Here is a 24,154-nt window from a genome sequence, read left to right as displayed (position 1 = left end):
GCTTGGCGCGCCGATCGTGACTTGCCTGAGCTCGCGAGCAACATGTGGCTTGAGATGGACACTGGTCATCGTCCTCCATGAAGAATGACGCCTTACTTGAGAGCGACCGCCGCTGACGGCGGCGGCGCGATGTTCGATCCGCTTGCAGTCAGTCGTGCTTCAGTGGTGCTTGTGCGCGCCATTGACGCCATTGACGGCGGCGCCGGCATTTTCCTCGACGTTGTAGATGATATCGACGGGACCGGCCTTCTCGAACACCAGCGTGCCCTTGATCTTCTGGCCGACCTGCAGCGGTTCTTTCAGGCCGAGCAGCACGATGCGAAGCGCACCGGGCTTCAGCTCCACGGTCTTGCCGGGCTTGATCTCGATGCCGTTCGTCACCGGTCGCGTCTTTACCATGCCGTCGACGTCGACGATCTCGTGCACCTCGATCTGGCCCGCGACCGGCGAGGAGCCGCCGATCAGGCGATCCGGCGTCTTGCCCTTGTTGGTGATGGTGAGATAGCCGCCCGCGATGTTGGCTTCCTTCGGCGTCGGCCGCGACCAGGGATGGCCGATGTCGAGCGCGCCCACCTTGTACTCGTGCGCTGTGGCGCCGGTCGCGGCGAATGCGGCTGCGGCTGCGGCTGCGGCAAAAGATACAACGAAGCTTCTAAGTATGTTTGTCATGACATCCACTCCGATACTCAAACTCACGCTGGACAGAATGGCACTTAGAGAAACAATCGGACGCGACTACGGCCAGCGCCGGGCTTGATTGCGGCCAGCGCATCGCGCCGGCGCGAAGATGTCGCACGTGCAACCGGGCGGCGATGTCCCGCCGCCTTCGCCATCTGCCTACCACGCGAGGGCCACAGAGTTGTCGCGCCCGCGATCATGGCTTCGCTTTTCCGCTCAGCTTCCGTCGCCAGCAGGCCGCGCTTCTCGCATGATGCAGCCAATCTCGCGCCCGATTGCGATGGCTAATCACCAGACAGCAAGTACAGGGGGCGAGTGTGTGTGCGTATCTCAAGCGGCCGGCGGCCGGCATCTTTTCGTCGATGATGCTTTTCCTCACCGCTCCCGCCGAAGCGCATCATCCCGGCGGCGGCGGCAATACCGGAAGCGGCGGCGCCATCAACACCATCTCCGCCGATACGCTTGCCGAAGGAATGTTCGCTGCATCGATCCGCTACGAGTTCATCCGGCTCGGCCAGCTCAGCGACGCTGATCTGATCGCCGCCGCGAACCGCGGCACACATGCGCATTCGCTTCGCTCGATCGACAGCCTCTCGCTCTCGGTCGCCTACGGCATCACCAACGACCTGACCCTCGCCGTCCGCGCGGCCGGCGTCCGTCGCTCCGATATTCGCGAGCCCGGCGAAGACATGCTGAGCGGCGGCCATATGGGCATGATGAATTCGAACGATATGAGCAGCCTGATGAGCGCCGACGGCATCAACCGGCGCGGCAATTCGGCGGGTTTTGGCGACGTGACCATGCTCGGCCAGTATCGCTTCCACAACAACACGCAGACCGGAACGTCCGCCGCCGTGCTGTTCGGCTTCAAGGCGCCGACCGGCAGCACCAGCCAGCGCGATGCCTTCGGCCAGCTCTTCGAGGCCGAGTTTCAGCCGGGCTCGGGTTCATGGGACGGGCTGATCGGGGCCGCCTTCACCAAGCGCACGGGACGCTGGGCGTTCGACGTCAGCGGCCTCTATTACCTGATCAGCAACGGCACGCAGAACACCAATCTCGGCGACCGCTTCCTGTTCGGCACCGCGGTGTCGTATCGCCTGGTCGGCCCGGTCGGCTCGGCAAAGGAGGTGGAGCTGCACGACTACTGCATGCAGCCGCGCAACCAGTTGCAGGAGCATTGCCTCTATCACGCCAATCACGATCACAGCGACATGATGAAGACGCCGTACACGCTCGACCTCGTTCTCGAGCTCAATGGCGAGTGGCACGACAAGCAGGTCGTCGGCGGTATCCCCGATCCCAATTCGGGCGGCACCACGGTCTATCTGTCGCCCGGCGTCCGCGTCGGCTTCGATCGCTTCTCGAGCTTCGTCTCGTTCGGCGTACCCGTCATCAACCAGCACAACGGCGTTCAGTCCAAGCCGGATTACCGGATTCTGACCGGGATCGGCGCGCGGCTGAATTGAACCGCGGAGGTCCGCGTCCCTTAAGCAGCGCGGATATTGCCGAGGAATTTGCCGGTTTCGGTCTCGAGTTGCTCGGACTGCGTGGTGAGCTGGGCGGCGGCATTCAACACGAGGGTTGCGGAAGCGTCGACCTGGCTTGAGGCTTCGCGCACGCCCGCGATGTTCTGCATCACTTCCTGCGCGCCCTGCGCCGCCTGCTGCACGCTGCGGGCGATCTCCCTCGTTGCGGCGCCCTGCTCCTCGACCGCCGCGGCGATGGAGCCGGTGATCTCGTTCATCTGCCCGATCGTGGTGCCGATTTCGCGGATAGCTTCGACGGTCGAACCGGTCGCATCGCGGATTTCCTGGATCTGGCTGGTGATCTCGTCGGTCGCCTTCGCCGTCTGCGACGACAGCGCCTTGACCTCGTTGGCGACGACAGCGAAGCCTCGGCCGGCCTCCCCGGCCCGCGCGGCTTCGATGGTCGCGTTCAACGCCAGCAAATTCGTCTGTCCCGCGATGGTCTGGATCAGCGCCATGACCTCGCCGATCTTCTGCGAGGCGTCGACCAGGCGGCCGACCATCGCCTCGGTCCTGTCAGCCTGCCCGACCGCGTTCTGGGCGATCGACGACGACTGGGTGACCTGCCGTGCGATCTCCTGGATCGAGGACGACAGTTCCTCCGCCGAGGCGGCAACGGTCTGGACGTTCGCGGCCGTCGTCTCGGCGGCAGCCGCGACCTTTGCGCTCTGGCCGGTCGTGCCGACCGCGACCTTGGACATCGAGGATGCGGAATTCTGCAACTCGTCGGCGGCGGTGGCGGTGCCCCGGATCACGCCACCGATGCTGCGCTCGAAATCGTCGGCGATCCGCGACATCACCGCCTGCCGCTCCTCGGTAGAACGCACCTTCATCGCTTCCTGCTCGGTGCGGAGCTGCGTGGTCTCGACCAGATGGTCCCTGAAGACCTGTAGGCTGCGGGCGATCCGGCCGATTTCGTTGGTCTGCTCGACAAACGGAATCTCGGCGGCCAGGTTGCCCCTGGCCAGTTCATCCATCGCCGCGCAGGTCCTGTTGAGCGGCACGACCACGCCGCGGCCGAGCCAGAACGCGACCAGTGCCGCGATGGCGAGGCCGACGAGGCCGGCGATCCCGGCCCACATCATCCGGCGGAACACCACGGCGTCGATATCGTCGACATAGGCGCCCGCCTGCAGCGCAAGCAGCTTGTCGCCGGCGCCAAAGGCGCCGACATAAGAGACCTTGCGCAGTTCGGCGCCGCCGGCCGACCGCGGCGCCAGGTATTCGACAAACCCGCCGCCCCCGCGCGCCGTCCGTACGATGTCCTGGATCAGCAGCTTGCCGGTCTTGTCCTTGAACTCCCAGCGGTTGACGTTGATGTATTTGGGGTTGGCGTGCACGTAGGTGACGCCGGCATCGCTGCTTCCCGTGCCGTAGACGCCGACATAGTCGGAATATTCGCCCCAGCGCATGGCGCTGATCGAGGCAAAGGCCATCTGGCGCGCCTGGTCCGCGGTGACCCGGCCAGCCTTGGCCTCGCCCTCATGATGGGCAAGAATCCTGGTGGCGGCTTCGACGAGATCGCGAACCGTGGTGCGGCGCTCTTCCAGCACCGCATCGCGCAGCACCAGGATCTGCAGCGCGGAGACGGCCACGAGGACGATCGTCAGCGCCGCAATGATCATCGCAAAGCGCTGGTAGACGGTGAGGTTACGCATGCCGCTTCTCTTCCAGTTGGTTGAGAATTGCTACCAATACAACGTTAATCGATTGTTATCCGGTTGCGCCGATAGCTCGCAGCCTCCGATCGCGAGAAACGGCGCTTGAAATGGCAGCGGCGCGGCGACACAATGGAACCTATCCTTCAAACGCGGCGCGCCAATGATCCCCGCACCAGACGGACGACATGGTGCGATAAGAGTGACCCATAATGGCTGAAGCCGATCTCGACGTCGTCATCCGGCAAATTGCAAAAGCACAAAACAAAAACCTGATCGCCGCCGTGAAGAAGCGGCGCGACCAGATCATGGCCCGTGCCGCCAAGGCAAAGGACAAGGAGACGCGGGACCGATTCCGCCTGATCGCCAGGAGCACGATGGAACTCGGCACCGCCGCCGCCAGGCGGCTGCAGAATTCAGCCGAGAACACCGCCGACAGTTACGCCCGGGCGATCCGGAACGCGGCCGAGGAAGCGGCAGCGGCGGCCGCCAGGAAGCCTGCGAAGAAGGTGGTCAAGAAGGACGAAGCCTAGTTCGATCCGACACCAAGCAATTTCTTCAATTTCTGCACCGCGCTGTCGGGCGTGGTGAGAACCGGCCGGCCCGTCGCCTTGGCGACCTCGTCGGCCGCCGGCGCCAGGCTGTACTGGGCCAGCGCGATCAGGTCGCAGTCGCGCAGGTCCTTTGCGGCTTCCACCACCAGCCGGTCATGGGTGGCGCGGTCGCCGCGGTCGAGCGCGGCCATCGCGCCATCAGCCAGTTTCGGCACCAGTTCGATGGACGGCGGAAACTCCGGCGGCATCGAGACCAGCGTCGGCGGGAACGTCGACAGCAGCCCGATCTTGCCACCGCGCGCGACCGCCTGCTCGATCATCGCTTCGTTGGGTTTCAGCACCGGCATCGGCGCGTGGGCGCGCGCCACCGCCTCGATGCAGGGGCCGAACGCCGAACAGGTAAACAGGATCGCGTCCGATCCGGTGCCGACGGCGTATCGCCCAAGCCGGAGAAATCGCTCCGTCATCGCCTCGGTCAGCCCGTCATCGCGCGCCAGATCGGCGGACAGGCTGTCGTCGAGCAGATTCATCAGGCGCGCCTCCGGCCAGAGCCTCGCGAACGAGGCCTCGATCGGCTGCAGCGAATGTTTCAGGGCGTGGACCAGGGTAATGCGCATGCGCGACACTTTGGCCGCGGCGCGGCCGCTGTCAACCTGCCGTACCGCCGCGCGAGTCAGACCTTCACCAGGCTCTCGAAGCCGCCATAGATCATCCGCTTGCCATCGAACGGCGGCCGGGAATTCTCACCGAACATGTTCTTGAGTCGCGGATCGGTCATCACCCTGGCGTTGATCCTGTCGCGCTGCGCACGCGACTTGTAGGTGATCCAGGCGAACACGACGGTCTCGCCCGCCTTCAGCTTGACGCTGCGCGGGAACGAGGTGAGCTTGCCGACCTTGACGTCCTCGGCGACCCATTCGCGATAATCCAGCGCGCCGTGTTCGCGCCAGATCCTGCCCGATTTCTTCGACAGGCGGACATAGGCCTGGAGATTCTTCTTCGGCACGGGAACGATGAAGCCGTCGACGTAGGGCATGCGGTTTCCTCTTCACATCTGGCCTCTATGACAACAGCATGCCTGAACCGGCGTCGACTGGTACTGTTCACGTAGCCGCACCCGATCCAGTTCCCGCAATCAACCCAGGTAGTCCTCGAGCTTGTCAAGGAATTCGGTCCAGCCGCGCTGGTGATTGTCGCGCGCCTTCTCATCGACGAATTGCGCGTGGTGGAAGACGAGCAGCGAGCCGCTGCCTTCCGGCCTGATCGAGATGGTCACCAAGGATTCCCGCTCCGGCGTCGAATGCCATGCCCAGCTGAAGACCAACTTCTGGTTCGGCACGACCTCGCGATAGACGCCGCTGACCTCGTTGTAATTGCCGTTGGCGCTGAAGCTGATGCGGTAGCGGCCGCCGACACGCAGATCGATATCGGCCTTGACCGAGCCTGCCTCGACGGCCGCGGGGCCGAACCATTGCACTAGGCTTTGCGGGTCGGCCCACGCGGCGTAGACTTTTTCGGGCGCCGCGCTGAACCGGCGCGTGAGCGTGAGGCTGGGGCGCGCGGCGAGTTCGGCGTCGTCGTGCTTGGCAAGGCTTGACTGGGTGGCCATGGGTCTTCCTCCACAAAAGCGGCAAGGCGGTCGAGCGCGTCGGACCAGAAGCGCCGGTAGCGATTGAGCCAGTCCATCGCCTGCTCCATCGGCTGGGCGGTCAACCGGCACGCCACCGTGCGGCCGGTCTTTTCGCGCGCGATCAGGCCGGCGTCCGAGAGCACGTCGAGATGCTTCATGATCGCGGGCAGCGACATCGAGAACGGCTGCGCCAGTTCGCTGACCGACAGGCTCTCGCGATTCCCCAGCCGCGCCAGCAGCGCGCGCCTGGTCGGATCGGAAAGCGCGGCAAAGGTACGATCGAGAGCATCTTCTTTATACTTAACCATACGGTTTAGCATAGACGGAAAAAGAACGCCGTCAAGGCGGCGGTTGCATCACGTGTTTGAGAGTTCTGACGACGCGAATCCAGAGGGCCGGATCATTCCGCGCGAATGCCTTTCGCGGGGAATGGGCCGGCCCTCCGGGAATAACTCGCAGGATCAATAATCCCGATAGACGCGCATCCGCCGCTGCTGCCCAAAGGCAACGCGCGGATTGACATTGCAGTAGAGCGCCCGACCGGACGCCGACGCCATGCATTGGCCATAGGTTGCGTACGAGCAGTCACCGGGAATGCCGATGCCCCTGCCCTGCAGGCAATAGGGGTAATCATAGGCTGCCGCCGGCGAACTGCCCGCCATTGTGGCAACGGTCGCCGCCGACAGTGCCAATAGTGCCAACATCGCATTGCGCATCATCGATCTCCTCACGTAACGGAAAGCCGCGCTGTCTTTGCATAAAACACCGCGGCTCCGCCGTTGTTCCGTGATCTAGATCACTGCACTTTCTCGACCTTGGCTTCCTCGATCACCTTCTTCCACTTGTCGGTCTCGGCCGCGATCATGGCGCCGAACGCTTCCGGCGTGCCGATCAAGGGTTCACCGCCGAGATCGCTCAGCTTGGCCTTGATCGCGGGCTCGGCCAGGACCTCGTTGATCTCCTTGTTGAGCTTGGCGATGATTTCCTTCGGCGTGTTCTTCGGCGCGCCCATGCCGAACAGCGCGGTTGCCTCGTAGCCGGGGACGGTCTCGGCGAGCGGCGGAACGTCAGGCAGCAGCGGCGACTTCGTCGTGCTGGTCACCGCCAGCGCCCGCACCGCGCCGCCGCGGACGTGCTGGATGATGGAGGGCATGTTGTCGAAGATCACCTGGACCTGGCCGCCGAGCAGGTCGGTGATCGCCGGCGCGGCGCCGCGATAGGGCACGTGCTGCATCTTGGCGCCCGACATCGCCATGAACATTTCGCCCGACAGGTGCACGGAGGTGCCGTTGCCCGACGAAGCCAGGTTCACCTTGCCCGGATTGGCCTTCACATAGGCGATGAATTCCGCGACCGTCTTGGCCGGCACGTCCTTGTTCACCGTCATCACGTTCGGCACGCGATTGAAGGCGGCCACCGGCGCGATGTCGCGAACCACGTTGAACTTGAGATTGGCGTAAAGCGTGGCGTTGATGTAGTTCGCCGGATTGACCAGCAGCACGGTGTAGCCGTCCGGTTCCGCATTGATGACGGATTCGGTCGCGATGTTGTTGCCGGCGCCGGGCTTGTTTTCGATCACGAATTGCTGGCCGAGCCGCTCGGAAAGCCGCTGGCCGATCAGGCGTGCGATGATGTCGGTCGCGCCGCCCGGGGGATAGCCGACCACCCATTTCACCGGCCGGGTCGGATAATCCGCCGCCGAAACGCTGCCGATCGAAGCGGCCGTGGACAGGCCGATCACGGCCAGACAAATCGCGGAGCGACGTGAAATCATAAAGCATTCTCCTTGGAGGCCGGGGTTTGGAGCCCGGTCCGTTTCTCTTGAAAGCGCGGTTCTATTGAAGCGAACGCGGGCCGCGTTGTAACAAACAAACCCCCGTGCGGCCAGTGCGACACAGGCGCCGCCCACCGCGACGAAAGGATAAGGCATGTCTGTCAGGGTTAATGCACTCGATCACATCGTCATCAACGTCGCAGATGTAACGCGTTCCGCCGAATGGTACCGCAAGATCCTCGGCATGGAGGTCAGGGTGTTCGATCCGGGCCCCGGCAAGACACCGCGGACTTCTCTGGTGTTTGGTAACCAGAAGATCAACGTGCGGCCGCTCGATGCCGACAAGGTCGAGTGGTTCACCGCCGATCGCGAGACCGCCGGGAGCGACGATTTGTGCTTCCTGACGTCGAGCACGCCGGATGAAGTCGTGGCGCATTTGAAGGCCAACGGCGTCGCCATCGAGGAAGGTCCGGTGGCGAAGCAAGGCGCCCGCGGCACGCTGCGCTCGATCTATTGCCGGGATCCGGATGGCAGCCTGATCGAGATTTCGTCGTATGAGGACGGGACGAACTAGCGCGCAGCCCTCTCCTCGTCATTGCGAAAGAAGCGACGAAGCAATCCGAAGTTTGCTCTCATTCCGGGATGGTCCGAAGGACCAGACCCGGAATCTCGAGATTCCGGGTTCGATGCTGCGCATCGCCCCGGAATGACAACTCCGATTTGCCCATCGCGCCGTCCGATGGCAGAACTACTCCCAAGCAAGAACCAACAGCCGCCTCAAGGCGGCACGGGAGGAATTCCATGTCCATTTCACAGCCAGCACCCGGCATTGTCGGACCCTTCGCAGGCCTTGACGTACCGTGGCTGTTGCGCATGCGCGCGGAGAGCCGCCGCAACCACCCATTCCTGATCTGGGCGCCGTTCGAGGGTCCGGCACGGAGCTGGTCCTATGGCGAGTTTCACGAGCGTGTCGGGCAACTTTCCGCGGGGCTTGCCAGGCGCGGCGTGAAGCCCGGCGAATATGTGCTGATCCATCTCGACAATTGCATCGAGGCCATGCTGGCCTGGTTTGCCTGCGTCGAGCTCGGCGCGATCGCGGTCACCACCAACACCCGCTCGGCGGCCGCCGAGCTGGAATATTTCGCCGGCCATTGCGGCGCCGTCGCCGCCGTCACGCAGCCGGCCTATGCCGACCTGATCGCGGCCAATTGCCGGGAGCTGCGCTGGATCGCCGTCATCTCGCACGACGCCGGGGCGGCGCCCGCGCAGCGCGTAGCGCGTGGCGACAGCTTTGAGCAATTGTTCGCCGACAGCGCCGACCGGCCACGACGCGCCACCGATCCGTTCGCGCCATGCAGCGTGCAGTACACCTCAGGCACCACGTCGCGCCCGAAGGCGGTGCTGTGGACGCATGCCAATGCGCTATGGGGCGCCAAGATCAACGCCGCGCATGAGGACCTGCACGCCGGCGATGTGCACCAGACCTATCTGCCGCTGTTCCACACCAATGCGCTGGCCTATTCGATGCTGGCGTCGCTGTGGGTCGGCGCGTCCTGCGTGATCCAGCCGCGTTTTTCCGCGAGCCGCTTCTGGAGCGTCGCGCGCGCGCACAACTGCACCTGGACCTCGACGATCCCGTTCTGCATGAAGGCGCTGCTGGAACACGAGATCCCGAAGGACCACAAGTTCCGGCTCTGGGGTACCGCGGTGTCGGAGCCGCCGCCCTTTGCCGCGTTCGGCGTCAAGATGATCGGCTGGTGGGGCATGACGGAGACCATCACCCACGGCATTGTCGGCGAGGTCGACCAGCCCAACACGCCGATGTCGGTCGGACGCGCCGCCCAGGAATATCAGATCCGCATCGTCGAGGACGACGGCGCGCCGACCGATGTCGGCGGCACCGGCAACCTCCTGATCAAGGGCATCCCAGGCCTGTCGCTGTTTGCAGAGTACCTGCACAACGAGAAAGCCACGCGCGAAAGCTTCGACGAGCACGGCTATTTCATCACCGGCGACCGTGTCACGCTGCTCGAGAACGGCTTCATCAGGTTCGGCGATCGCAACAAGGACATGCTGAAGGTCGGCGGCGAGAATGTCGCGGCTTCCGAGATCGAGCAGGTGATCGCGGTGGTGCCGGGCGTCCGCGAGGCCGCTGTAGTGGCGAGGAAGCATCCGATGCTCGACGAGGTGCCGGTCGTGTTCATCATTCCGCACGCCGGCGTCAGGGACGCGCCGCCGGACCTGCATGATGCCGTGATGGCCGCCTGCCGCAACGGCCTCGCCGACTTCAAGCTGCCGCGCGAGATTCGCTTCGTCGACGACATGCCGCGCTCGACGCTGGAGAAGGTGGCGAAGGCGGAATTGAGGAAGATGCTGGAAGGGTAATCGCGCTCACTGCGCGGGGTGGGCCGTCGGCGACGTTCCCACCCTGCGCGATCCCTTCAACTCGGCTCGAACCGGATCGGCAGTTTCTTCGGGCCGTTGACGAAATACGCCTGCGTCATCTTGACCTCGCCATCGAGCGCGATCGATTTCAGCCGCGGCAGCAGTTCCTCGAACAGGATCCGCATTTCCAGTTTCGCCAGATACTGCCCGAGGCAGAGATGCGCGCCGTAGCCGAACGCGACATGCCGGTTCGGCTTGCGGTCGCTGCGGAACCGATACGGCTCCTCGAACACCTCTTCGTCGCGATTGCCCGAGGCGTAGCACAGCATCAGCCAGTCGCCCTTGGCGATCCTGCGGCCGCCGAGTTCGGTGTCCGCCGTGGCCGAACGCATGAAATGCTTGACCGGCGTCATCCAGCGGATCGCCTCGTCGACCAACCCGGGGATCCGCTCCGGGTTGGCCTTCACCTCTGCGAATTGCGCGGGGTCCTCCGCCAGCGCCCAGATCGCGCCGGCGGTCGAGGATGACGTGGTGTCGTGGCCGGCGGTCGCGACGATCATGTAATAGCTGGTCGCGTCGTGGTCCGGCATGTAGTCAGCGCCGATCCTGGCATTGGCAATGACGGTGGCGAGATCGTCGCGCGGGCTGCGGCGCCGGTCCTCGGTGATGGCACGGAAATAGGCGCCGAAATCGGCCACCACCGCCTGCATCATCCCGGAGAACTGCTCTGCGGTGAGCTTCTCCCTGATCCGCGCCGTATCGGGATCCTGCGGGCCGAACAGCTCCTGCGTCAGCTTGAGCATGCGGGGCTCGTCCTGCTCGGGGACGCCAAGAATTTCCATGATGACGTGCAGGGGATAGCCGAGGGCAACATCCTCGACGAAATCGCAACGCCCGCCCTTGTTCAGCATGCGCTCCACCGCGGCGCGCGCGATCTCGCGCACGCGGCCCTCGAACTTGCCGAGATTGGCGGGCATGAACCAGCCCTGCGTCAGCGCGCGGTATTTCGGATGATCCGGCGCATCCATCTGCACCAGCGAGCGCACCAGATTGGGCCCGCCGGTGATCTTGCGGACGCGCTCCTCCACGGCCCGGTTGGTCAGCGTGGTCGGACGGTCGGCGTTGTGGAACAGTTCGTTCTGCCGGCTGATCGCCTGGATATGCGCGTGCCTGGTCACGACCCAGAACGGATCGAACCCTTCCGGCCGCGCAATGCCGAGCGGATTGTTGGCGCGCAGCCAGCGGTAGCTGTCATGGATGCGATGATCGGCATAGGCGGCCGGATCGACCAGCGTTGCCGCAATGTCGGCGGGAATGTCGAGGTTCGTCGTCGGGTTGGCGGTCGTATCCATGGGCTTCCGGCCTGCCTGTAGCATCTGCGCAAGGCGCGCTGATGACCACGATACTTGGGCAGTTGCAAGGCCGAAGCTTGCGTTGAGCGGCTACTATTCCATCCGCGTCATTGCGAGGAGCGAAAGCGACGAAGCAATCCATGCTTCAGCGCTGGGATAGATGGATTGCTTCGCTACGCTCGCAATGACTCAATAATACCCGAACGCCACCGGGCGGAAGGCGTGCAGGAGATGCTGATCCAGCTTGTCGCCCATTTCTTCCATCATGCCGAAGGCGCGGGCGTGGGTGAACTGCAGGCGGTAGGCGCGCTTCTCGACCAGCGCGGCATAGATATCCACGATCGTGGTCAACCGCACGATGTCGCTGATCTCTTTGCCGCTGAGGCCGTTGGGATAGCCGGTGCCGTCGAGGAATTCGTGATGGTGCAGCACCACGTCGAGCATTTCGGGCGGGAAGCCGCCCTGCTCGGTCAGCGCCTCGTAGCCGCGGCGCGGATGCTGGCGCATCTCCTCCATCTCTTCCAGCGTCAGCGGACCCGGCTTGTCCAGGATCGCCACCGGAACGAACGCCTTGCCGACGTCGTGCAGCAGCGCGGCGCGGGCGAGACGGCGCTGGTCGTCCTCGCGCATGCCGAGATGCTGCGCGTAGGCCACAGCAAAGCCGGTGACGAACAGGCAGTGGCGGTAGCTGCCGGTGTGGTGGCAGCCGACCGTGGTCAGCCATTCGCGCAGCGACGAATGTTTGATCGCCTTGAGGATCTTGTTTTCGGCCTCGACGATGTCGGTGAATTTCAGGGGAACGCCGGCCGGCAGCTTCTCGAAAATCTTGACCATGACCGAATGCGCCGCCTCGACGCCGCGGTTGAGGGCCTTGCCGCGATCGGTCTCGTCAAAACCGTCGCTGTCCGGAAAGGCGGCGCGGATGCGGTGCAGGATGCCCTGCGCGTCGAACGGACGGGCGATGGTGTCGGTGGCGCCAAGCGCCCAGGCCTGCATCGATCCGTGATGCAGCGCATCCGCCAGCACGAACAGCCGCGGCATTTCGCGATAGGCTTCGGCGCGCAGCTTGTTGCGCACGAGCTGCACGCTCTCGGCCGAGCGCAGGTTGATGTCGACGACGATGCCGGCGAGATCGCGCTCGGGCGCGTCGGGAATATCCGACGTCGCTATTGTGTCGACCTGGCCGACCGAGCGCAGGATATCGGCGAGTTCGCTGCTGTGATCGCTTCGATCCGAAGCCAGCAGCAGCCGGCGCCTGGACGAAGTCTTGTTGGTTGCGGTTGTCATGAAACCCCAGACCCCTAGCGGTGATGTCTTGCAGCCAAGGCTAACGGATAAGGGGTTTTTCGGGGCTTAAGAGGCATCGTGAAAGAAACCTACCGTAAACCGTAAAATTGTAGCGAATGCGTTCGTGACGCGGCGCGCGCGCCGCCGCCACATCCGCAAAAGCCGAGGATTCAGAGACGCTTCACGGCAGCGTCCCGACACCAGCCAAAGCAAATCCGCCGGGAGCATGCCCCCGGCGGATCATTCGTCGACCGAAGACGCGTGCGTCCTACGCCTTCATGTTCGCCTTCACCGCCTCCGCCGTGATCGGCAGCGAGCGGAGGCGCGCACCGCAGGCGTTGAAGATGGCGTTACCGAGCGCCGGCGCGATGACGGTCACCGCCGGCTCGCCAACGCCGGTCGGCTTGTCGCCGTTGGCGATGACGTTGACGGCGACTTCCGGCGTCTGGCTCATCCGCAGCGGGGTGTAGCTATCGAAATTGGTCTGTTCGATGCCGCCATCCTTCAGCGTCGCCTTCTCGTACATGGCGAGCGAAAGGCCCCACAATGCCGCGCCCTCGACCTGGGCACGGATATTGTCGGGATGCACCTGCATGCCGACGTCGGTGGCCACGGTCAGTTTCTTGACCTTGACCTCGCCGGAGGGCGAAACCGCGACATGGGCCACGCACGCGGTCCAGCTTGCGGTGGCGCGCTCCTGCGACGAGACGCAGGCAACGCCCATGCCCTCGCCCTTCGGCAGCTTGGTGCTGCCGTAGCCGGCCATGCCCATCGCCGCCAGCAGCGTGTTGCGCAGACGCTGCGCGCCGCCGTCGTTCTTGCCTTTGCCGTCGAGCAGCGCGATACGGTACTGCGCGGGATCCTGGCCGGCCGCATGAGCGAGTTCGTCGATCATGCTTTCGACCGCCCAGAAGGTCCAGCCGGGCGCCACCGAGCGCAACTGGCCCGATGGCGTCGCGGTGTGCGCCATCTCGTTCTTGATCGCGCGGACATTGTGATTGGGCACGGAATAGAAGAAGTCCGCACCATTCACCGTGAACGAGTCCAGCGGCCCCTTCTTGTCGACCGATGGCGTCAGGAAATCGGGGATTCCCCAGCGCGCGGTCGGCCAGGCCGAGACCACGTCGTGGTTGAGCGCGATCAGCCTGCCATCCGCGTCCACGCCGGCCTTCACCTTCTGGTAGGTCAGCGGGCGCGAATAATCCATGGTCATGTCGTTTTCGCGCGAATAGATGACCTTGACCGGCTTGCCCACGGCCTTCGCGGCCTGCACCGCTGGCACCATCATGTCGGCATCGAGCCGCCGGCCGAAGCCGCCGCCGAGCCACATCTGGTGCATCACGACGAACTTCGGATCGATCCCGGCGGCACCGGCGGCGATCGCGCCGGAGCGCGTCGCGAACTGGTTGCCGGAATAGACGTGCAGGATGTCGCCCTTGAATTCGGCGGTCGCGTTCATCGGCTCCAGCGGCGCATGGATGTTGATGCTGGTGGTGTATTCGGCCTCCAGCACCTTGGCCGCGGTTCCGAACGCCGCCGCCGTATCGCCGTCCTTGACGAAGAACTGACCGGAATCGTCGAGCGCCTGCAGCCGCTTGGCTTCGTCGAGCAACGACTGGCTCGACAGCCTGGCGTTCGGCCCGTTGTCATAGGTGATCTTCAGCGCGTCGGCCGCCTTGCGGGCATTGGCATAGGTATTGGCCACCGCCACCACCCAGCCGGTCGTGCTGCCGGTCTTGTCGTCGAGCGTCACCGCCTTGATGAAGCCGGGCACCTTCCTGGCCGCGGAATCGTCAACCGATTTCACCGTGGCGCCATAGCGCACCGGCGGGGTGACGACCTTGCCGTAGGCCATGCCCGGCAGCATGACGTCGATGCCGTATTTGGCCGTGCCGTTGATCTTCGGGGGAATATCGAGCTGCGGAACCGAGACGCCGACCATGGTGTATTGGTCTGATGTCTTCAGCTTGATCGCCTTGAGCTCGTCAGGCGTGAAGGTCTTGGTGATCTTGCCGCTCTTGACGATGTCGGCAAAGCTCATCGACTTCTTCGACTTCGGATGCGAGACGGTGGAATTGCGCACCACCAACTCGCCGGCCGGCACGCCCATGATGCCGGCGGCGGCTTCCGTCAATGCCATCCGCCCCGCGGCGCCCGCGCGGCTCATGGCATCGAAGTTCATCATCGTGCTCCAGCTGCCGCCGGTGATCTGCGCACCCAGCACGGGGTCGTTGAACTTCGGATCGTTGGAGGCGAGCTGGACCCGCATGTCCTTCCAGTTCGTGCCGAGCTCTTCGGCGACGATCTGCGCCATCGTCGAGGCGATGTGCTGGCCCATGTCGGCCTTGCCACAGGTGACCGTGACGAGGCCGTCGGGGGCGATCGAATACCAGACGGAGGGTTCGAAGCTGGCGGGCGCGGCGAGCGCCTGATCGATGCCGGGCACCGCGGCGTAGCCGAGCACTAGGCCGGTGGCGGCGGAGCCGACCAGGAACGAGCGGCGACTGAGATCGGCAGGCTTGCTGCCGGTGATTCTCACGTGCGTATTCATGTGGCCCTCCGCTCGGTGCTGGCGTTGGAGGCGGTACGCATTTCGGATGCGGCACGCATGATCGCCTTCTGAATGCGCGAATAGGTCATGCAACGGCACAGATTGCCGTCCATGTGAGCTACGACTTCATCCTTGGTCGGGTTGGAATTCCTGGATAGCAGCGCCGCCGCCTGCATGATCTGGCCGGACTGGCAGTAGCCGCATTGCGGCACCTGTTCGGCGATCCACGCCTTCTGCAGCGGGTGGTCGCCCTTGGCGGACAGGCCTTCGATGGTGGTGATCTTCTTGCCGACGGCGTCGCTGACCATGGTCTGGCAGGAACGGACAGCTTCGCCGTTGACGTGAACCGTGCAGGCGCCGCAGAGACCTGCGCCGCAACCGAACTTCGTACCGGTCATCTGCAATTGCTCGCGGATGACCCAGAGCAGCGGCGTATCGTTGGACGCCTCGACGGACATATTCCGCCCGTTGATATTCAGATTAGGCATTGGCGCTCCCCTTCCGGTGTATGAAGCCGCTTACGGCGGCATCTCACTTTTGGGTATTGGCCGGCACCACCGGGTAATGCCGGTCGGCGGGAACAATGATCCCGATCTTTTTGAGAGGCAATCCAATTTGGAACCGTTCGAAGAGAATAAAATCTTCGAGTGATCTGCTTGTGCGCTGCGGCAAGGGGATTTCAATCACGTGCGCGTACCGCACGGGCACGTCTTCCGTTTCCGCATTTCCAATTCGCCGAGGGATCGCGCTAGGATGCGACCGGCGATGGAGGCAGGGCCGAATTCGCGTATTTGCCGGAGAAAACAGCATGCCGACGATCGATCGTGACGGGGTCAAGATCTATTATGAGGTTCACGGCGCCGGCCCACCGCTCCTGCTGACCCACGGCTATTCATCGACCAGTGGGATGTGGCAGGGGCAGATCGAAGCCCTGTCGAAGCGGCACCAGCTCGTGTTGTGGGACATGCGCGGCCACGGCCGGTCCGACTATCCCGACGATCCCGCAGCCTATAGCGAAGCGCTGACGGTCGCCGACATGGCGGCGCTGCTCGACGCGGTCGGTGCCCGGACAGCGATCGTCGGCGGGCTTTCGCTCGGCGGCTACATGTCGCTGGCGTTCTACCGCGCCCATGCCGAGCGCGTGCGCGCGCTTTTGATCATCGACACCGGCCCGGGCTTCAAGAAGGACGAGGCCCGCGAGGTCTGGAACAAGCGCGCGCACGACACCGGCGACCGATTCGAGCGCGAGGGGCTGGACGTTTTGAAATCAGCCAGCCGCGAGCGCTCCAGCGTCACCCATCGCGACGCGTCGGGGCTGGCGCGCGCTGCGCGCGGCATGCTGACCCAGCGCGACGCCCGCGTGATCGAATCCCTGCCCGATATCAGGGTGCCGTCGCTGATCGTGGTCGGCGCCGACGACACCCCGTTCCTTGCCGCCTCCGACTACATGGCGGCCAAGATTCCCGGCGCGCAGAAGGTGGTGATCCCGGCCGCCGGCCACGCCGTCAATATCGACCAGCCGCAGGCCTTCATCGATGTCGTGCTGCCATTCCTCGATGGTCTCGATGCCAGGGCCGCGAAGAAAGCCGCGTCATGAAAGCCGCCGCCGTCGCCTTCATCCTGATCGCCGGCAGTTTCTCGCAAGCTGCCGCGCAGCAACCGCCGCCGATCGGCGGCCCCTACCCGCCGCCCTTCACCGCGACGCTGTCCAACAACACGCCGCTTGCTTTCGGCATGGACGCAAGTGAGACGGCGCGCGCGCTCGGCGTGCCGCTCAATTATGTCAGGGGCCGGCCGGGCGATGAAATCTTCCTCGCCTTCCGCAACATCGGCGGCAGCGGGCTGTTCTACAAGAAAGACCGTCTCTATCTGCAATTCCGCAAGGGCCGCCTCGCCGGCTGGAAGGGCGACTGGGGCAAGAACTGGATGTGGCAGTAGCCGCGTTCATAACAATTCATCGGCGCAAGCGACTTCGTTCACCTCAAACACAAATGGATGCCCCGTGGGACAGGATATCAAACTGACGGCTTCGGATGGTTTCAAACCCGGCGGCTACCGCGCCGATCCCGCAGGCGCGCCGAAGGCGGCCATCGTGGTGATCCAGGAGATCTTTGGCGTCAATCATCACATCCGCTCGGTCTGCGACCGCCTCGCCGCCGAAGGCTATGTCGCGATCGCGCCTGCGATCTTCGATCGCAGCCAGCCGGATTTTCAGTTCGGCTATTCGCCTGACGAAATTACAAATGCGCGAAAATTCATCGCCAATCCCGACTGGCCCGCGATGCTGCGCGATACCCAGGCGGCGATCGATGCCGTGAAGGATGTCGGCCCGGTCGGCATCATCGGCTTCTGCCTCGGGGGCAGCATCGCCTATGCCGCGGCGACCAATCTCACCGGCCTGTCAGCCGCGGTCGGCTATTATGGCGGCGCCGTCGTACGCTTCGCCGACGACAAGCCGCAGGTGCCGACACAACTGCATTTCGGCGAGAAGGATGCCGGCATTCCGCTGACCGACGTCGAGACCATCAAGGCCAGGCGGCCGGAGGTCGAAGTCCATGTCTATCCCGGCGCGCAGCACGGTTTTCACTGCGACGAACGCGCCAGCTACGACAAGGCCAGCGCCGATATCGCCTGGCCGCGCAGCCTGGAATTCCTTGCGAAGCATTTGAAGAAGTAGGACGGGCGCAATCTCTCGGCCGTCATTCCGGGGCGCGCATCTTCGCGCGAACCCGGAGTGACGCTGCAAGCGGCTTACTCGCCCTTGACGCCGGTTTGCTTCACGACATCGCCCCATTTTACGAGATCGCGACGCAGCGCCTTGTCGAAGTCTTCGGGCGATCCGCCCACCGGTACGAGGCTCAGCGTCTCGATTCCCGCGATGCCTTCGGGCGAGGCAACGATGCGGGCGAGTTCGTCGGAAAGCTTCTTCACGATCTCCTTGGGCGTTGCAGCGGGTACGAACACGCCGAGCCAGCCTTCGATTTCGAAGCCGGGATATCCGAGTTCGGCCATCGTCGGCACGTCGGGCATCGCCTTCCGGCGCTTTTCGCCGCCCACCGCCAGCGCCCTGAGCTTGCCCGCCTTGATCTGCGCGCTCGCCGTCGTCAGGTCGACGAAGCCCATGGTCACCGTGTTGGCGAGCAGGTCGTTGGTCAGCGGGGCCGAACCGCGATAGGGGACGTGGGTCATGTCGATATTGGCGACGTTCTTGAGCAATTCGCCATAGAGATGCGACGTGGTGGCGTTGCCAAAGGTGCCATAGGGCTTGCCGGGATTGGCCTTGGCATAGTCGACCAACTCCTTCACCGACTTGAACGGCTGCTGCTCGGGGACCGTCAGCACGATGGTCGACAGTGCCACCTGGGTGACCGGCGCGAGATCCTTGAAGACGTCGTAGGGCAGTTTCGCAACCAGGCTCGGCGCCTGAATGATCTGGGTAATGGCGAGCAGCACGGTGTAGCCGTCGGGTTGCGCCTTGGCCACGAAATCGTTGCCGACGACGCCGCCGCCACCCGACTTGTTCTCCACCACGACGGTCGTCTTCCACGCCTCCGACAGTTTGTTGGCAAGCAAACGGCCCAGCACATCGGTGGCGCCGCCCGCGGGATAGGGAATGACCAACGTGATGCGCCGGCTCGGATAGGCATCCGCCGCCGATGCCGGATGCGAAGAGACACCCAATGCCGTCGCGGCAATGGAAGCGAACAACGCCACTGCGGTCGCAGCGCGCATCACGCTGACCGGCAAATGATAGTTCATCGTCATACTCCGGATTGCAGGCACTCTACCGACAGACCGGCGCGCCTCACTTCAACGACGCGGGTTCTACCTCGCTGCAGCGCAATATGGAAACGCTTTCGCCCGCGTTCGCGCGCATAGCGCCAATTCACCGCAGGTGAGCATCCCCACACGTGCGAGGCCGTAATTCTGCCACTGCTGGTTAGATCCGCTGCGAGGTGGCCGACAATGTGAAGCCGCGCGCCGCACACGCGTCGATGCAAAACATATGGTGAAATTTCCTGGTCAAATGCGAGGCATTTGCCTGACGCGAATGCTCAGGGCGACAGCCGCGCGAATGAGCATTCGATAAAAACGCTCCGCGCGCTAGAACCAGCGCTCGCCGACGAGCACGGTGTCGCCGGGACTGATCGGGCTGGCGGGCGGGATGACGAAGCGCTGCGTTCCGGACGCGTCGGTGTGCGTCACCGTCACCTGGTCGCGGCGGGCACGCGGCGAGAAGCCGCCCGCGATCGCCACCGCGCTCTCCGCCGTCATGTTGGGAACGTACGGATATTGTCCGGGCGCGGCGACCTCGCCGAGAATGAAGAAGGGACGGTACGCTTCGATCTCCACCGCAACCGACGGCTCGCGGATGAAGCCCGCGCGCAGTTTTGCCGCGATCGCCGCCGCCAATCCCGCCGTGGTGCGGCCCCGCGCCGTGACCGAACCGATCAGCGGCATCGTGATCGAACCGCCGGCGCCGACCGCATAGGTATTGGTGAGGCCTTCCTGACCGTAAACCACGACACGCAGCCTGTCGCCGGCATCGAGATGATAGGCCGCGTCGTGCCGCGCGGGCATCGGTTCGACATAAGCCGCCTGCGCGGCGAGGACCACGGAAGTTGGCTCGGCAACGATGACAGGCGTTGGCGCGGGCCGCGGCGCGGCAAAGGCGGCACGAAGTGCGCCGATGGCACCGCCACCGGACCCGGCAGCAACCGCCTGTGGCGGCGGGCTGCCAGCTTGGCCATAGGCCATTGAATCGAGATCGCCCTGCGGCGCGACGGCAACCGGCCCGGTCGTGCGCATGCAGCCCGACAGAGCGAGTGCCGTGACGATCGCAGTGATCGAAATTCGAAACGCGCGCACTACCCGTACCCCAGGCCACCTCGAAGCGAGACAGTTCCAGTCTTGCACCCGGTATGGTTAACAAAGCGTTTTTTGCGACAAGCGGCAGGGCAATGAAATGCCCTCGCCCGCGGCTTGCGGGCGAGGGCGAAAAGAGAGGTCAGTCGCTCAGGCGGTGACGCCGACGCCGATCGGGCACGACACGCCGGTGCCACCCAGTCCGCAATAGCCCGCCGGGTTCTTGGCGAGATATTGCTGATGGTAGTCCTCGGCGAAGTAGAACTCGCCTGATGGCGCGATCTCGGTGGTGATGGCGCCGAGCCCCTTGGCGGCAAGCGCCTTCTGATACATCGCCTGCGATGCGTCGGCCGCTTTGCGCTGCGCGTCGCCAAAGGTGTAGATCGCCGAGCGATACTGGGTGCCGACGTCGTTGCCCTGGCGCATGCCCTGCGTCGGGTTGTGACTTTCCCAAAACGTCTTCAGGAGTTGCTCGTAGGAAATCTTCTTCGGATCGAACACGACCAGCACCACTTCGGTGTGACCGGTGCGGCCCGAGCAAACCTCTTCATAGGTCGGATTGGGCGTCTGCCCGCCGGCATAGCCGACGGCAGTCGCATGGATGCCGTCACCGAGTTCCCAGAACTTGCGCTCCGCGCCCCAGAAACAGCCAAGGCCGAACACCGCCTGCTCGAGGCCGGCCGGATAGGGCGGCTGCAGCTTGCGGCCGTTGACGAAGTGCGTGGTGGCGGTCGGTATCGGGGTGGCGCGGCCCGGCAGCGCTTCGGCTGCACTCGGCAACGCGGTGGATTTGCGCATGAACAACATGGAGTACCTCCAGGCGGGATCGCGGCGACGCGACGACGGCGTCGTCCGGCAGGACATCGATAGACATCTATATATGTCTTTACGCCGGATGCCGCAGCCCTGTTACGCCGCGCCCGGTGGCCTCCGAGGCCTGCGCTCGGTCAGTCCCGCGAATAACCGATCAAGGGCTTGCGGGGCCGGAACAGGATCATCAGGAGAATGCCGACGGCGCCCAGCACGGCAAAAACCGGCTGATCCAGCAGCACCCGGATGACGCTGTTCCAGAGCCAGGGCGCGACACCCTCGATCCAGTTCCGGAACGCGAGCTGGCTGGACTGGTGGATGTCGTTCCAGAACTGGCCAAACCGGGTGAACCGCAGGGTCTGGTCGGCGACGAAACGGGCCCCGTCATAGACCATGAAGATGAACCCGCCGGCCAGGAGCAGGAGGCCGATAAGCCGGAAAAAACCGCGGATCATGCGTCACCCTAAATATCTGTCGCCCATACGGCCGTCAGGCCATACCGGGCGCCCCCCGGAAATTCAACCTCATCAGCACCTTACGCGACATTTTCACCCGCGCCCCGGCCGAACCAGGAGGGCGGAAGGCGTTGACGGTGCAGGACCAGCCCTCTATAAGACCCCCAATGGCGGCGGGCGCAATCCCGCCGCCGCTGTTCTTTGAGCAGCGCCGCTCGCGGGGGCATTCTGGCTTCCGCCCATGGCATCCTCAAGGACGGCTACGTCCGAACACCCTGGAAAACGCAACCAGCGATCACGCAATTTGAACGGCCGGCGCGCTCAAGGGCCGACCACCCGAGCGATGACAGCCGAAGGATAGTTGAGAACATGGCCAATACCACTTCCGCCAAGAAGGCGACCCGCAAGATTGCCCGCCGCACCATCATCAACAAGTCGCGTCGCACCCAGATGCGCGGCGCGGTTCGCACCGTCGAGGAAGCGATCAAGAGCGGCGACCGCAATGCGGCTCTGGAAGCGATGAAGCGCGCGGAACCGGAACTGATGCAGGCGGCACAGCGCAACATCGTTCACAAGAACAATGCGAGCCGCAAGGTGTCTCGCCTCACGCATGCGATTGCCAAGCTCGCGAAGTGAGCCGACACAAATAGACGATCATCCAGGCCCGGCTTCGCCGGGCCTTTCTTTTTTCCGATCATGTCGCGCGATACGCGCGAACAAAAATCCATTTCGTCGCGAGCGCGCACGCTGTTGGAATTCGAACACACATGCAACCGCGCGCACCGCATCGATTGTGACAATTCTTTTGTCTCGTTGCTGCTCTCCGCCTGACCTGTCACATTTCTCTCACCCGTAATTTTACGAGGCGCAACGTGCCGCAGCGGCGATTTGTCGTACGCAGTTGCGAGATGTGCGGTCGTGACGACCGATCAATGCGGCGCAGCTGCTTCCGACCACATCCCTGCCGCGAAGGTTACCCTGCAAAAGCAATCGCGAAAAACTTCGCTTCGCTAATCACTTATCCACATAGCGAGAGCAAGCGTTTTGAAAACTGGTCCGGGTAACCACGATTGTAACGATTTCTTAAAATATTTTGCGAGTGCAGCGAAAACTGTCACGCAAGTTCGCGCTCAGGGATTCTGTGCGCTGATTCAAAAACTTGGTGTGGAGCGCCGCAATTGCAGCATTGCAACACCGAGGAAGAGTCCCGGAGGCGGGTCGAATCACGGATTGTCAGAAATCCGGCATGGTGTATTTGTTACTCGTTCGCGACGCTCGAGGCTCTCCTGACCAGCGCGGTTTGAGACCCAAGAGCGGACGTGCAAATCGGCGGCGGTGTGCGCGTTAGCGACGCTTTCCAAGCGAAGCTGAGTTGGCGACTCATAGCAATATGAGAGCGGTAGTTGTGTGTCTGATTTCCTGGCGTAGCGCTAATCTATCCAGCGCGCTCCAGACAGGGGGAATAAGGCGCTCGCCGGCGAGGCAACGATTGGGAACGTGCGGCTCGTGAACGTGTTGAAGACGACAGACTGAGGTAGCGGCGGCGCAGCGCCGAACAAGCGGATGTTCGGTGACGGCAGACTGGCTTTGAAGCACTTGATTACTCGTCGCGCGCTTTCGCGGCGAGAGGGGGAGGCATTATGATTTACGGCAACGCGACATTCGGGACACTTTTTTCAATCGAGACCGCTTCGGAATCCTTGCACAAGATTTTTGGCCGTCCCCCCACGCGAGCTCCGGGTAGACCGTCGAGTACGCGCTGACCTCTCGGTAGTTTTTTCACTCCATCCAGCACTGGTCTGCGCCGCGGCGATTCCGCCGAACGCCTGATCTTTGCCCGGTGGTTGAAAACCCCGCGTCGAGGTCTCGTCTGGCAGGAAACCTGCAGGGCACTCGCCAGCCGATTTCGCAAGAACACTTACTTACTCTTTCAGAAAAGTTCTCAGGCAATGACAAATACGGAACAGGATCGCTGGTCGCGCGTGAAGGGGCGGTTGCGCACGAGCGTGGGCGAGGACGTCTACACCAGCTGGTTTGCACGCATGGATCTGGAAAGCGTGCAGGACGAAGCCGTGCATCTGTCGGTGCCGACGCGATTCCTCAAGAGCTGGATCCAGGCGCACTACGCCGACCGGGTCCTGACCTGCTGGCAGGCGGAAATGCCGGAAGTGCACCGGATCGATCTCACCGTGCGCTCCGCCATGCGTTCCATGGCGCCGGCAAAGGATGCCGCCGCCCCGGCCGGTCAGCGCCGTGTCGAGCAGGCCAACGGCCGGCCCGCACCTGAACTGCGCGCCACCGCGACGGCGCCGGTGTCCGCGAGCCACGAAGCGCTCGGCGGCTCGCCGCTCGACCCGCGCCTGACCTTTGCAAGCTTCGTGATGGGCCGTTCCAACACGCTGGCTCATGCGGCCGCGCGTCAGGTCGCCGAAGGACGCCGCGGCGATCCCGTGATGTTCAACCCGCTCTATATTCACGCCGGCGTCGGCCTCGGCAAAACCCATCTGCTGCAGGCCGTGACATGGGCCGGCAATTCCGGCGGCGAGCGCAAGGTGCTGTATCTCACCGCCGAGAAATTCATGTACGGCTTCGTCGCCGCGCTGAAGACGCAGACGGCGCTGGCCTTCA

At 63.9% G+C, this 24,154-nt stretch carries 25 protein-coding genes; 9 read left to right on the top strand and 16 right to left on the bottom strand.

Annotation, left to right across the window (positions count from 1 at the left end; genetic code table 11):
• Positions 1-159 precede the first annotated feature (159 nt).
• The gene (locus V7E26_RS07880; RefSeq protein ID WP_324414881.1) at positions 160-669 is read right to left on the bottom strand and encodes a copper chaperone PCu(A)C; all 510 of its coding nucleotides are present in this window, start codon (positions 667-669) and stop codon (positions 160-162) included.
• A gap of 326 nt (positions 670-995) precedes the next feature.
• On the opposite strand from V7E26_RS07880, the gene V7E26_RS07875 reads away from it, so the two are divergent.
• On the top strand, positions 996-2,144 hold the full coding sequence (locus tag V7E26_RS07875; RefSeq protein WP_324414880.1) for a transporter: 1,149 nt from the start codon (positions 996-998) through the stop codon (positions 2,142-2,144).
• 20 nt (positions 2,145-2,164) lie between these two features.
• On the opposite strand, the gene V7E26_RS07870 is transcribed toward V7E26_RS07875, so the two are convergent.
• Complete coding sequence (locus V7E26_RS07870; RefSeq protein WP_324414879.1) at positions 2,165-3,862, bottom strand: methyl-accepting chemotaxis protein; 1,698 nt, start codon at positions 3,860-3,862, stop codon at positions 2,165-2,167.
• Positions 3,863-4,074: 212 nt separating this feature from the next.
• Between V7E26_RS07870 and V7E26_RS07865 the strand changes: the two genes are divergently transcribed.
• Complete coding sequence (locus V7E26_RS07865; protein ID WP_324414878.1) at positions 4,075-4,395, top strand: hypothetical protein; 321 nt, start codon at positions 4,075-4,077, stop codon at positions 4,393-4,395.
• Here the strand turns inward: V7E26_RS07865 and V7E26_RS07860 are convergent.
• The 6 genes from V7E26_RS07860 to V7E26_RS07835 form a co-directional block, all read right to left on the bottom strand.
• On the bottom strand, positions 4,392-5,033 hold the full coding sequence (locus tag V7E26_RS07860) for an arylsulfatase (protein ID WP_324414877.1): 642 nt from the start codon (positions 5,031-5,033) through the stop codon (positions 4,392-4,394). The genes V7E26_RS07865 and V7E26_RS07860 overlap by 4 nt on opposite strands.
• Positions 5,034-5,089: 56 nt before the next feature.
• On the bottom strand, positions 5,090-5,452 hold the full coding sequence (locus tag V7E26_RS07855) for a DUF1428 domain-containing protein (RefSeq protein ID WP_324414876.1): 363 nt from the start codon (positions 5,450-5,452) through the stop codon (positions 5,090-5,092).
• Positions 5,453-5,551: 99 nt separating this feature from the next.
• On the bottom strand, positions 5,552-5,893 hold the full coding sequence (locus V7E26_RS07850; RefSeq protein ID WP_324414934.1) for an SRPBCC family protein: 342 nt from the start codon (positions 5,891-5,893) through the stop codon (positions 5,552-5,554).
• Complete coding sequence (locus V7E26_RS07845) at positions 5,893-6,354, bottom strand: ArsR/SmtB family transcription factor (protein WP_324414875.1); 462 nt, start codon at positions 6,352-6,354, stop codon at positions 5,893-5,895. The genes V7E26_RS07850 and V7E26_RS07845 overlap by 1 nt, the downstream gene beginning before the upstream one ends.
• Positions 6,355-6,507: 153 nt before the next feature.
• Positions 6,508-6,762 carry a DUF3551 domain-containing protein gene (locus V7E26_RS07840; RefSeq protein WP_442893362.1) on the bottom strand — a complete coding sequence of 85 codons (255 nt, stop codon included), beginning with the start codon at positions 6,760-6,762 and terminating at the stop codon, positions 6,508-6,510.
• 80 nt (positions 6,763-6,842) lie between these two features.
• Positions 6,843-7,820 carry a Bug family tripartite tricarboxylate transporter substrate binding protein gene (locus V7E26_RS07835; RefSeq protein ID WP_324414874.1) on the bottom strand — a complete coding sequence of 326 codons (978 nt, stop codon included), beginning with the start codon at positions 7,818-7,820 and terminating at the stop codon, positions 6,843-6,845.
• Between the two features lie 154 nt (positions 7,821-7,974).
• Here V7E26_RS07835 and V7E26_RS07830 point away from each other — a divergent pair, with 154 nt between their 5' ends.
• Both V7E26_RS07830 and V7E26_RS07825 read left to right on the top strand, forming a co-directional pair.
• Positions 7,975-8,394, top strand: a complete 420-nt coding sequence (locus V7E26_RS07830; protein WP_324414873.1) for a VOC family protein — start codon at positions 7,975-7,977, stop codon at positions 8,392-8,394.
• 227 nt (positions 8,395-8,621) lie between these two features.
• Positions 8,622-10,205, top strand: coding sequence for an AMP-binding protein (locus V7E26_RS07825; RefSeq protein WP_324414872.1), 1,584 nt, complete (start codon positions 8,622-8,624; stop codon positions 10,203-10,205).
• Between the two features lie 56 nt (positions 10,206-10,261).
• On the opposite strand, the gene V7E26_RS07820 is transcribed toward V7E26_RS07825, so the two are convergent.
• The 4 genes from V7E26_RS07820 to V7E26_RS07805 form a co-directional block, all read right to left on the bottom strand.
• On the bottom strand, positions 10,262-11,557 hold the full coding sequence (locus tag V7E26_RS07820) for a cytochrome P450 (protein ID WP_324414871.1): 1,296 nt from the start codon (positions 11,555-11,557) through the stop codon (positions 10,262-10,264).
• A 189-nt stretch (positions 11,558-11,746) separates the two neighbouring features.
• On the bottom strand, positions 11,747-12,844 hold the full coding sequence (locus tag V7E26_RS07815) for an HD-GYP domain-containing protein (RefSeq protein WP_324414870.1): 1,098 nt from the start codon (positions 12,842-12,844) through the stop codon (positions 11,747-11,749).
• A 268-nt stretch (positions 12,845-13,112) separates the two neighbouring features.
• Entirely contained in the window at positions 13,113-15,395 is a 2,283-nt protein-coding gene (locus tag V7E26_RS07810; protein WP_324414869.1) for a xanthine dehydrogenase family protein molybdopterin-binding subunit, read from the bottom strand.
• Positions 15,392-15,883, bottom strand: coding sequence for a (2Fe-2S)-binding protein (locus V7E26_RS07805; protein ID WP_324414868.1), 492 nt, complete (start codon positions 15,881-15,883; stop codon positions 15,392-15,394). The genes V7E26_RS07810 and V7E26_RS07805 overlap by 4 nt, the downstream gene beginning before the upstream one ends.
• A 320-nt stretch (positions 15,884-16,203) precedes the next feature.
• On the opposite strand from V7E26_RS07805, the gene V7E26_RS07800 reads away from it, so the two are divergent.
• From V7E26_RS07800 to V7E26_RS07790, 3 genes are all read left to right on the top strand, one after another.
• Positions 16,204-16,992, top strand: coding sequence for an alpha/beta fold hydrolase (locus V7E26_RS07800; RefSeq protein ID WP_324414867.1), 789 nt, complete (start codon positions 16,204-16,206; stop codon positions 16,990-16,992).
• On the top strand, positions 16,989-17,333 hold the full coding sequence (locus V7E26_RS07795; protein ID WP_324414866.1) for a hypothetical protein: 345 nt from the start codon (positions 16,989-16,991) through the stop codon (positions 17,331-17,333). The genes V7E26_RS07800 and V7E26_RS07795 overlap by 4 nt, the downstream gene beginning before the upstream one ends.
• 64 nt (positions 17,334-17,397) lie before the next feature.
• A complete protein-coding gene (locus V7E26_RS07790) occupies positions 17,398-18,072 on the top strand; it encodes a dienelactone hydrolase family protein (RefSeq protein WP_324414865.1) in 675 nt (224 codons plus the stop codon).
• Positions 18,073-18,146: 74 nt separating this feature from the next.
• On the opposite strand, the gene V7E26_RS07785 is transcribed toward V7E26_RS07790, so the two are convergent.
• From V7E26_RS07785 to V7E26_RS07770, 4 genes are all read right to left on the bottom strand, one after another.
• Positions 18,147-19,154 carry a Bug family tripartite tricarboxylate transporter substrate binding protein gene (locus V7E26_RS07785; RefSeq protein ID WP_324414864.1) on the bottom strand — a complete coding sequence of 336 codons (1,008 nt, stop codon included), beginning with the start codon at positions 19,152-19,154 and terminating at the stop codon, positions 18,147-18,149.
• A 345-nt stretch (positions 19,155-19,499) separates the two neighbouring features.
• A complete protein-coding gene (locus tag V7E26_RS07780) occupies positions 19,500-20,264 on the bottom strand; it encodes a polysaccharide biosynthesis/export family protein (RefSeq protein ID WP_324414863.1) in 765 nt (254 codons plus the stop codon).
• 147 nt (positions 20,265-20,411) lie between these two features.
• On the bottom strand, positions 20,412-21,068 hold the full coding sequence (gene msrA, locus V7E26_RS07775) for a peptide-methionine (S)-S-oxide reductase MsrA (protein ID WP_324414862.1): 657 nt from the start codon (positions 21,066-21,068) through the stop codon (positions 20,412-20,414).
• 140 nt (positions 21,069-21,208) lie between these two features.
• Entirely contained in the window at positions 21,209-21,526 is a 318-nt protein-coding gene (locus V7E26_RS07770; RefSeq protein WP_324414861.1) for a hypothetical protein, read from the bottom strand.
• 369 nt (positions 21,527-21,895) lie between these two features.
• Here V7E26_RS07770 and rpsT point away from each other — a divergent pair, with 369 nt between their 5' ends.
• On the top strand, positions 21,896-22,162 hold the full coding sequence (gene rpsT, locus V7E26_RS07765) for a 30S ribosomal protein S20 (RefSeq protein WP_324414860.1): 267 nt from the start codon (positions 21,896-21,898) through the stop codon (positions 22,160-22,162).
• A gap of 1,313 nt (positions 22,163-23,475) precedes the next feature.
• A partial coding sequence (locus V7E26_RS07760) for a DnaA ATPase domain-containing protein (protein WP_324414859.1) occupies positions 23,476-24,154 on the top strand: 679 nt, incomplete at its 3' end.

Origin of the sequence: Bradyrhizobium sp., from assembly GCF_036735945.1 — a bacterium.
In the GTDB taxonomy this organism is placed as follows: domain Bacteria; phylum Pseudomonadota; class Alphaproteobacteria; order Rhizobiales; family Xanthobacteraceae; genus Bradyrhizobium.
The sequence above is the reverse complement of the archived record's forward strand: the minus strand, read 5'-3'. Positions and strand labels throughout refer to the sequence as shown.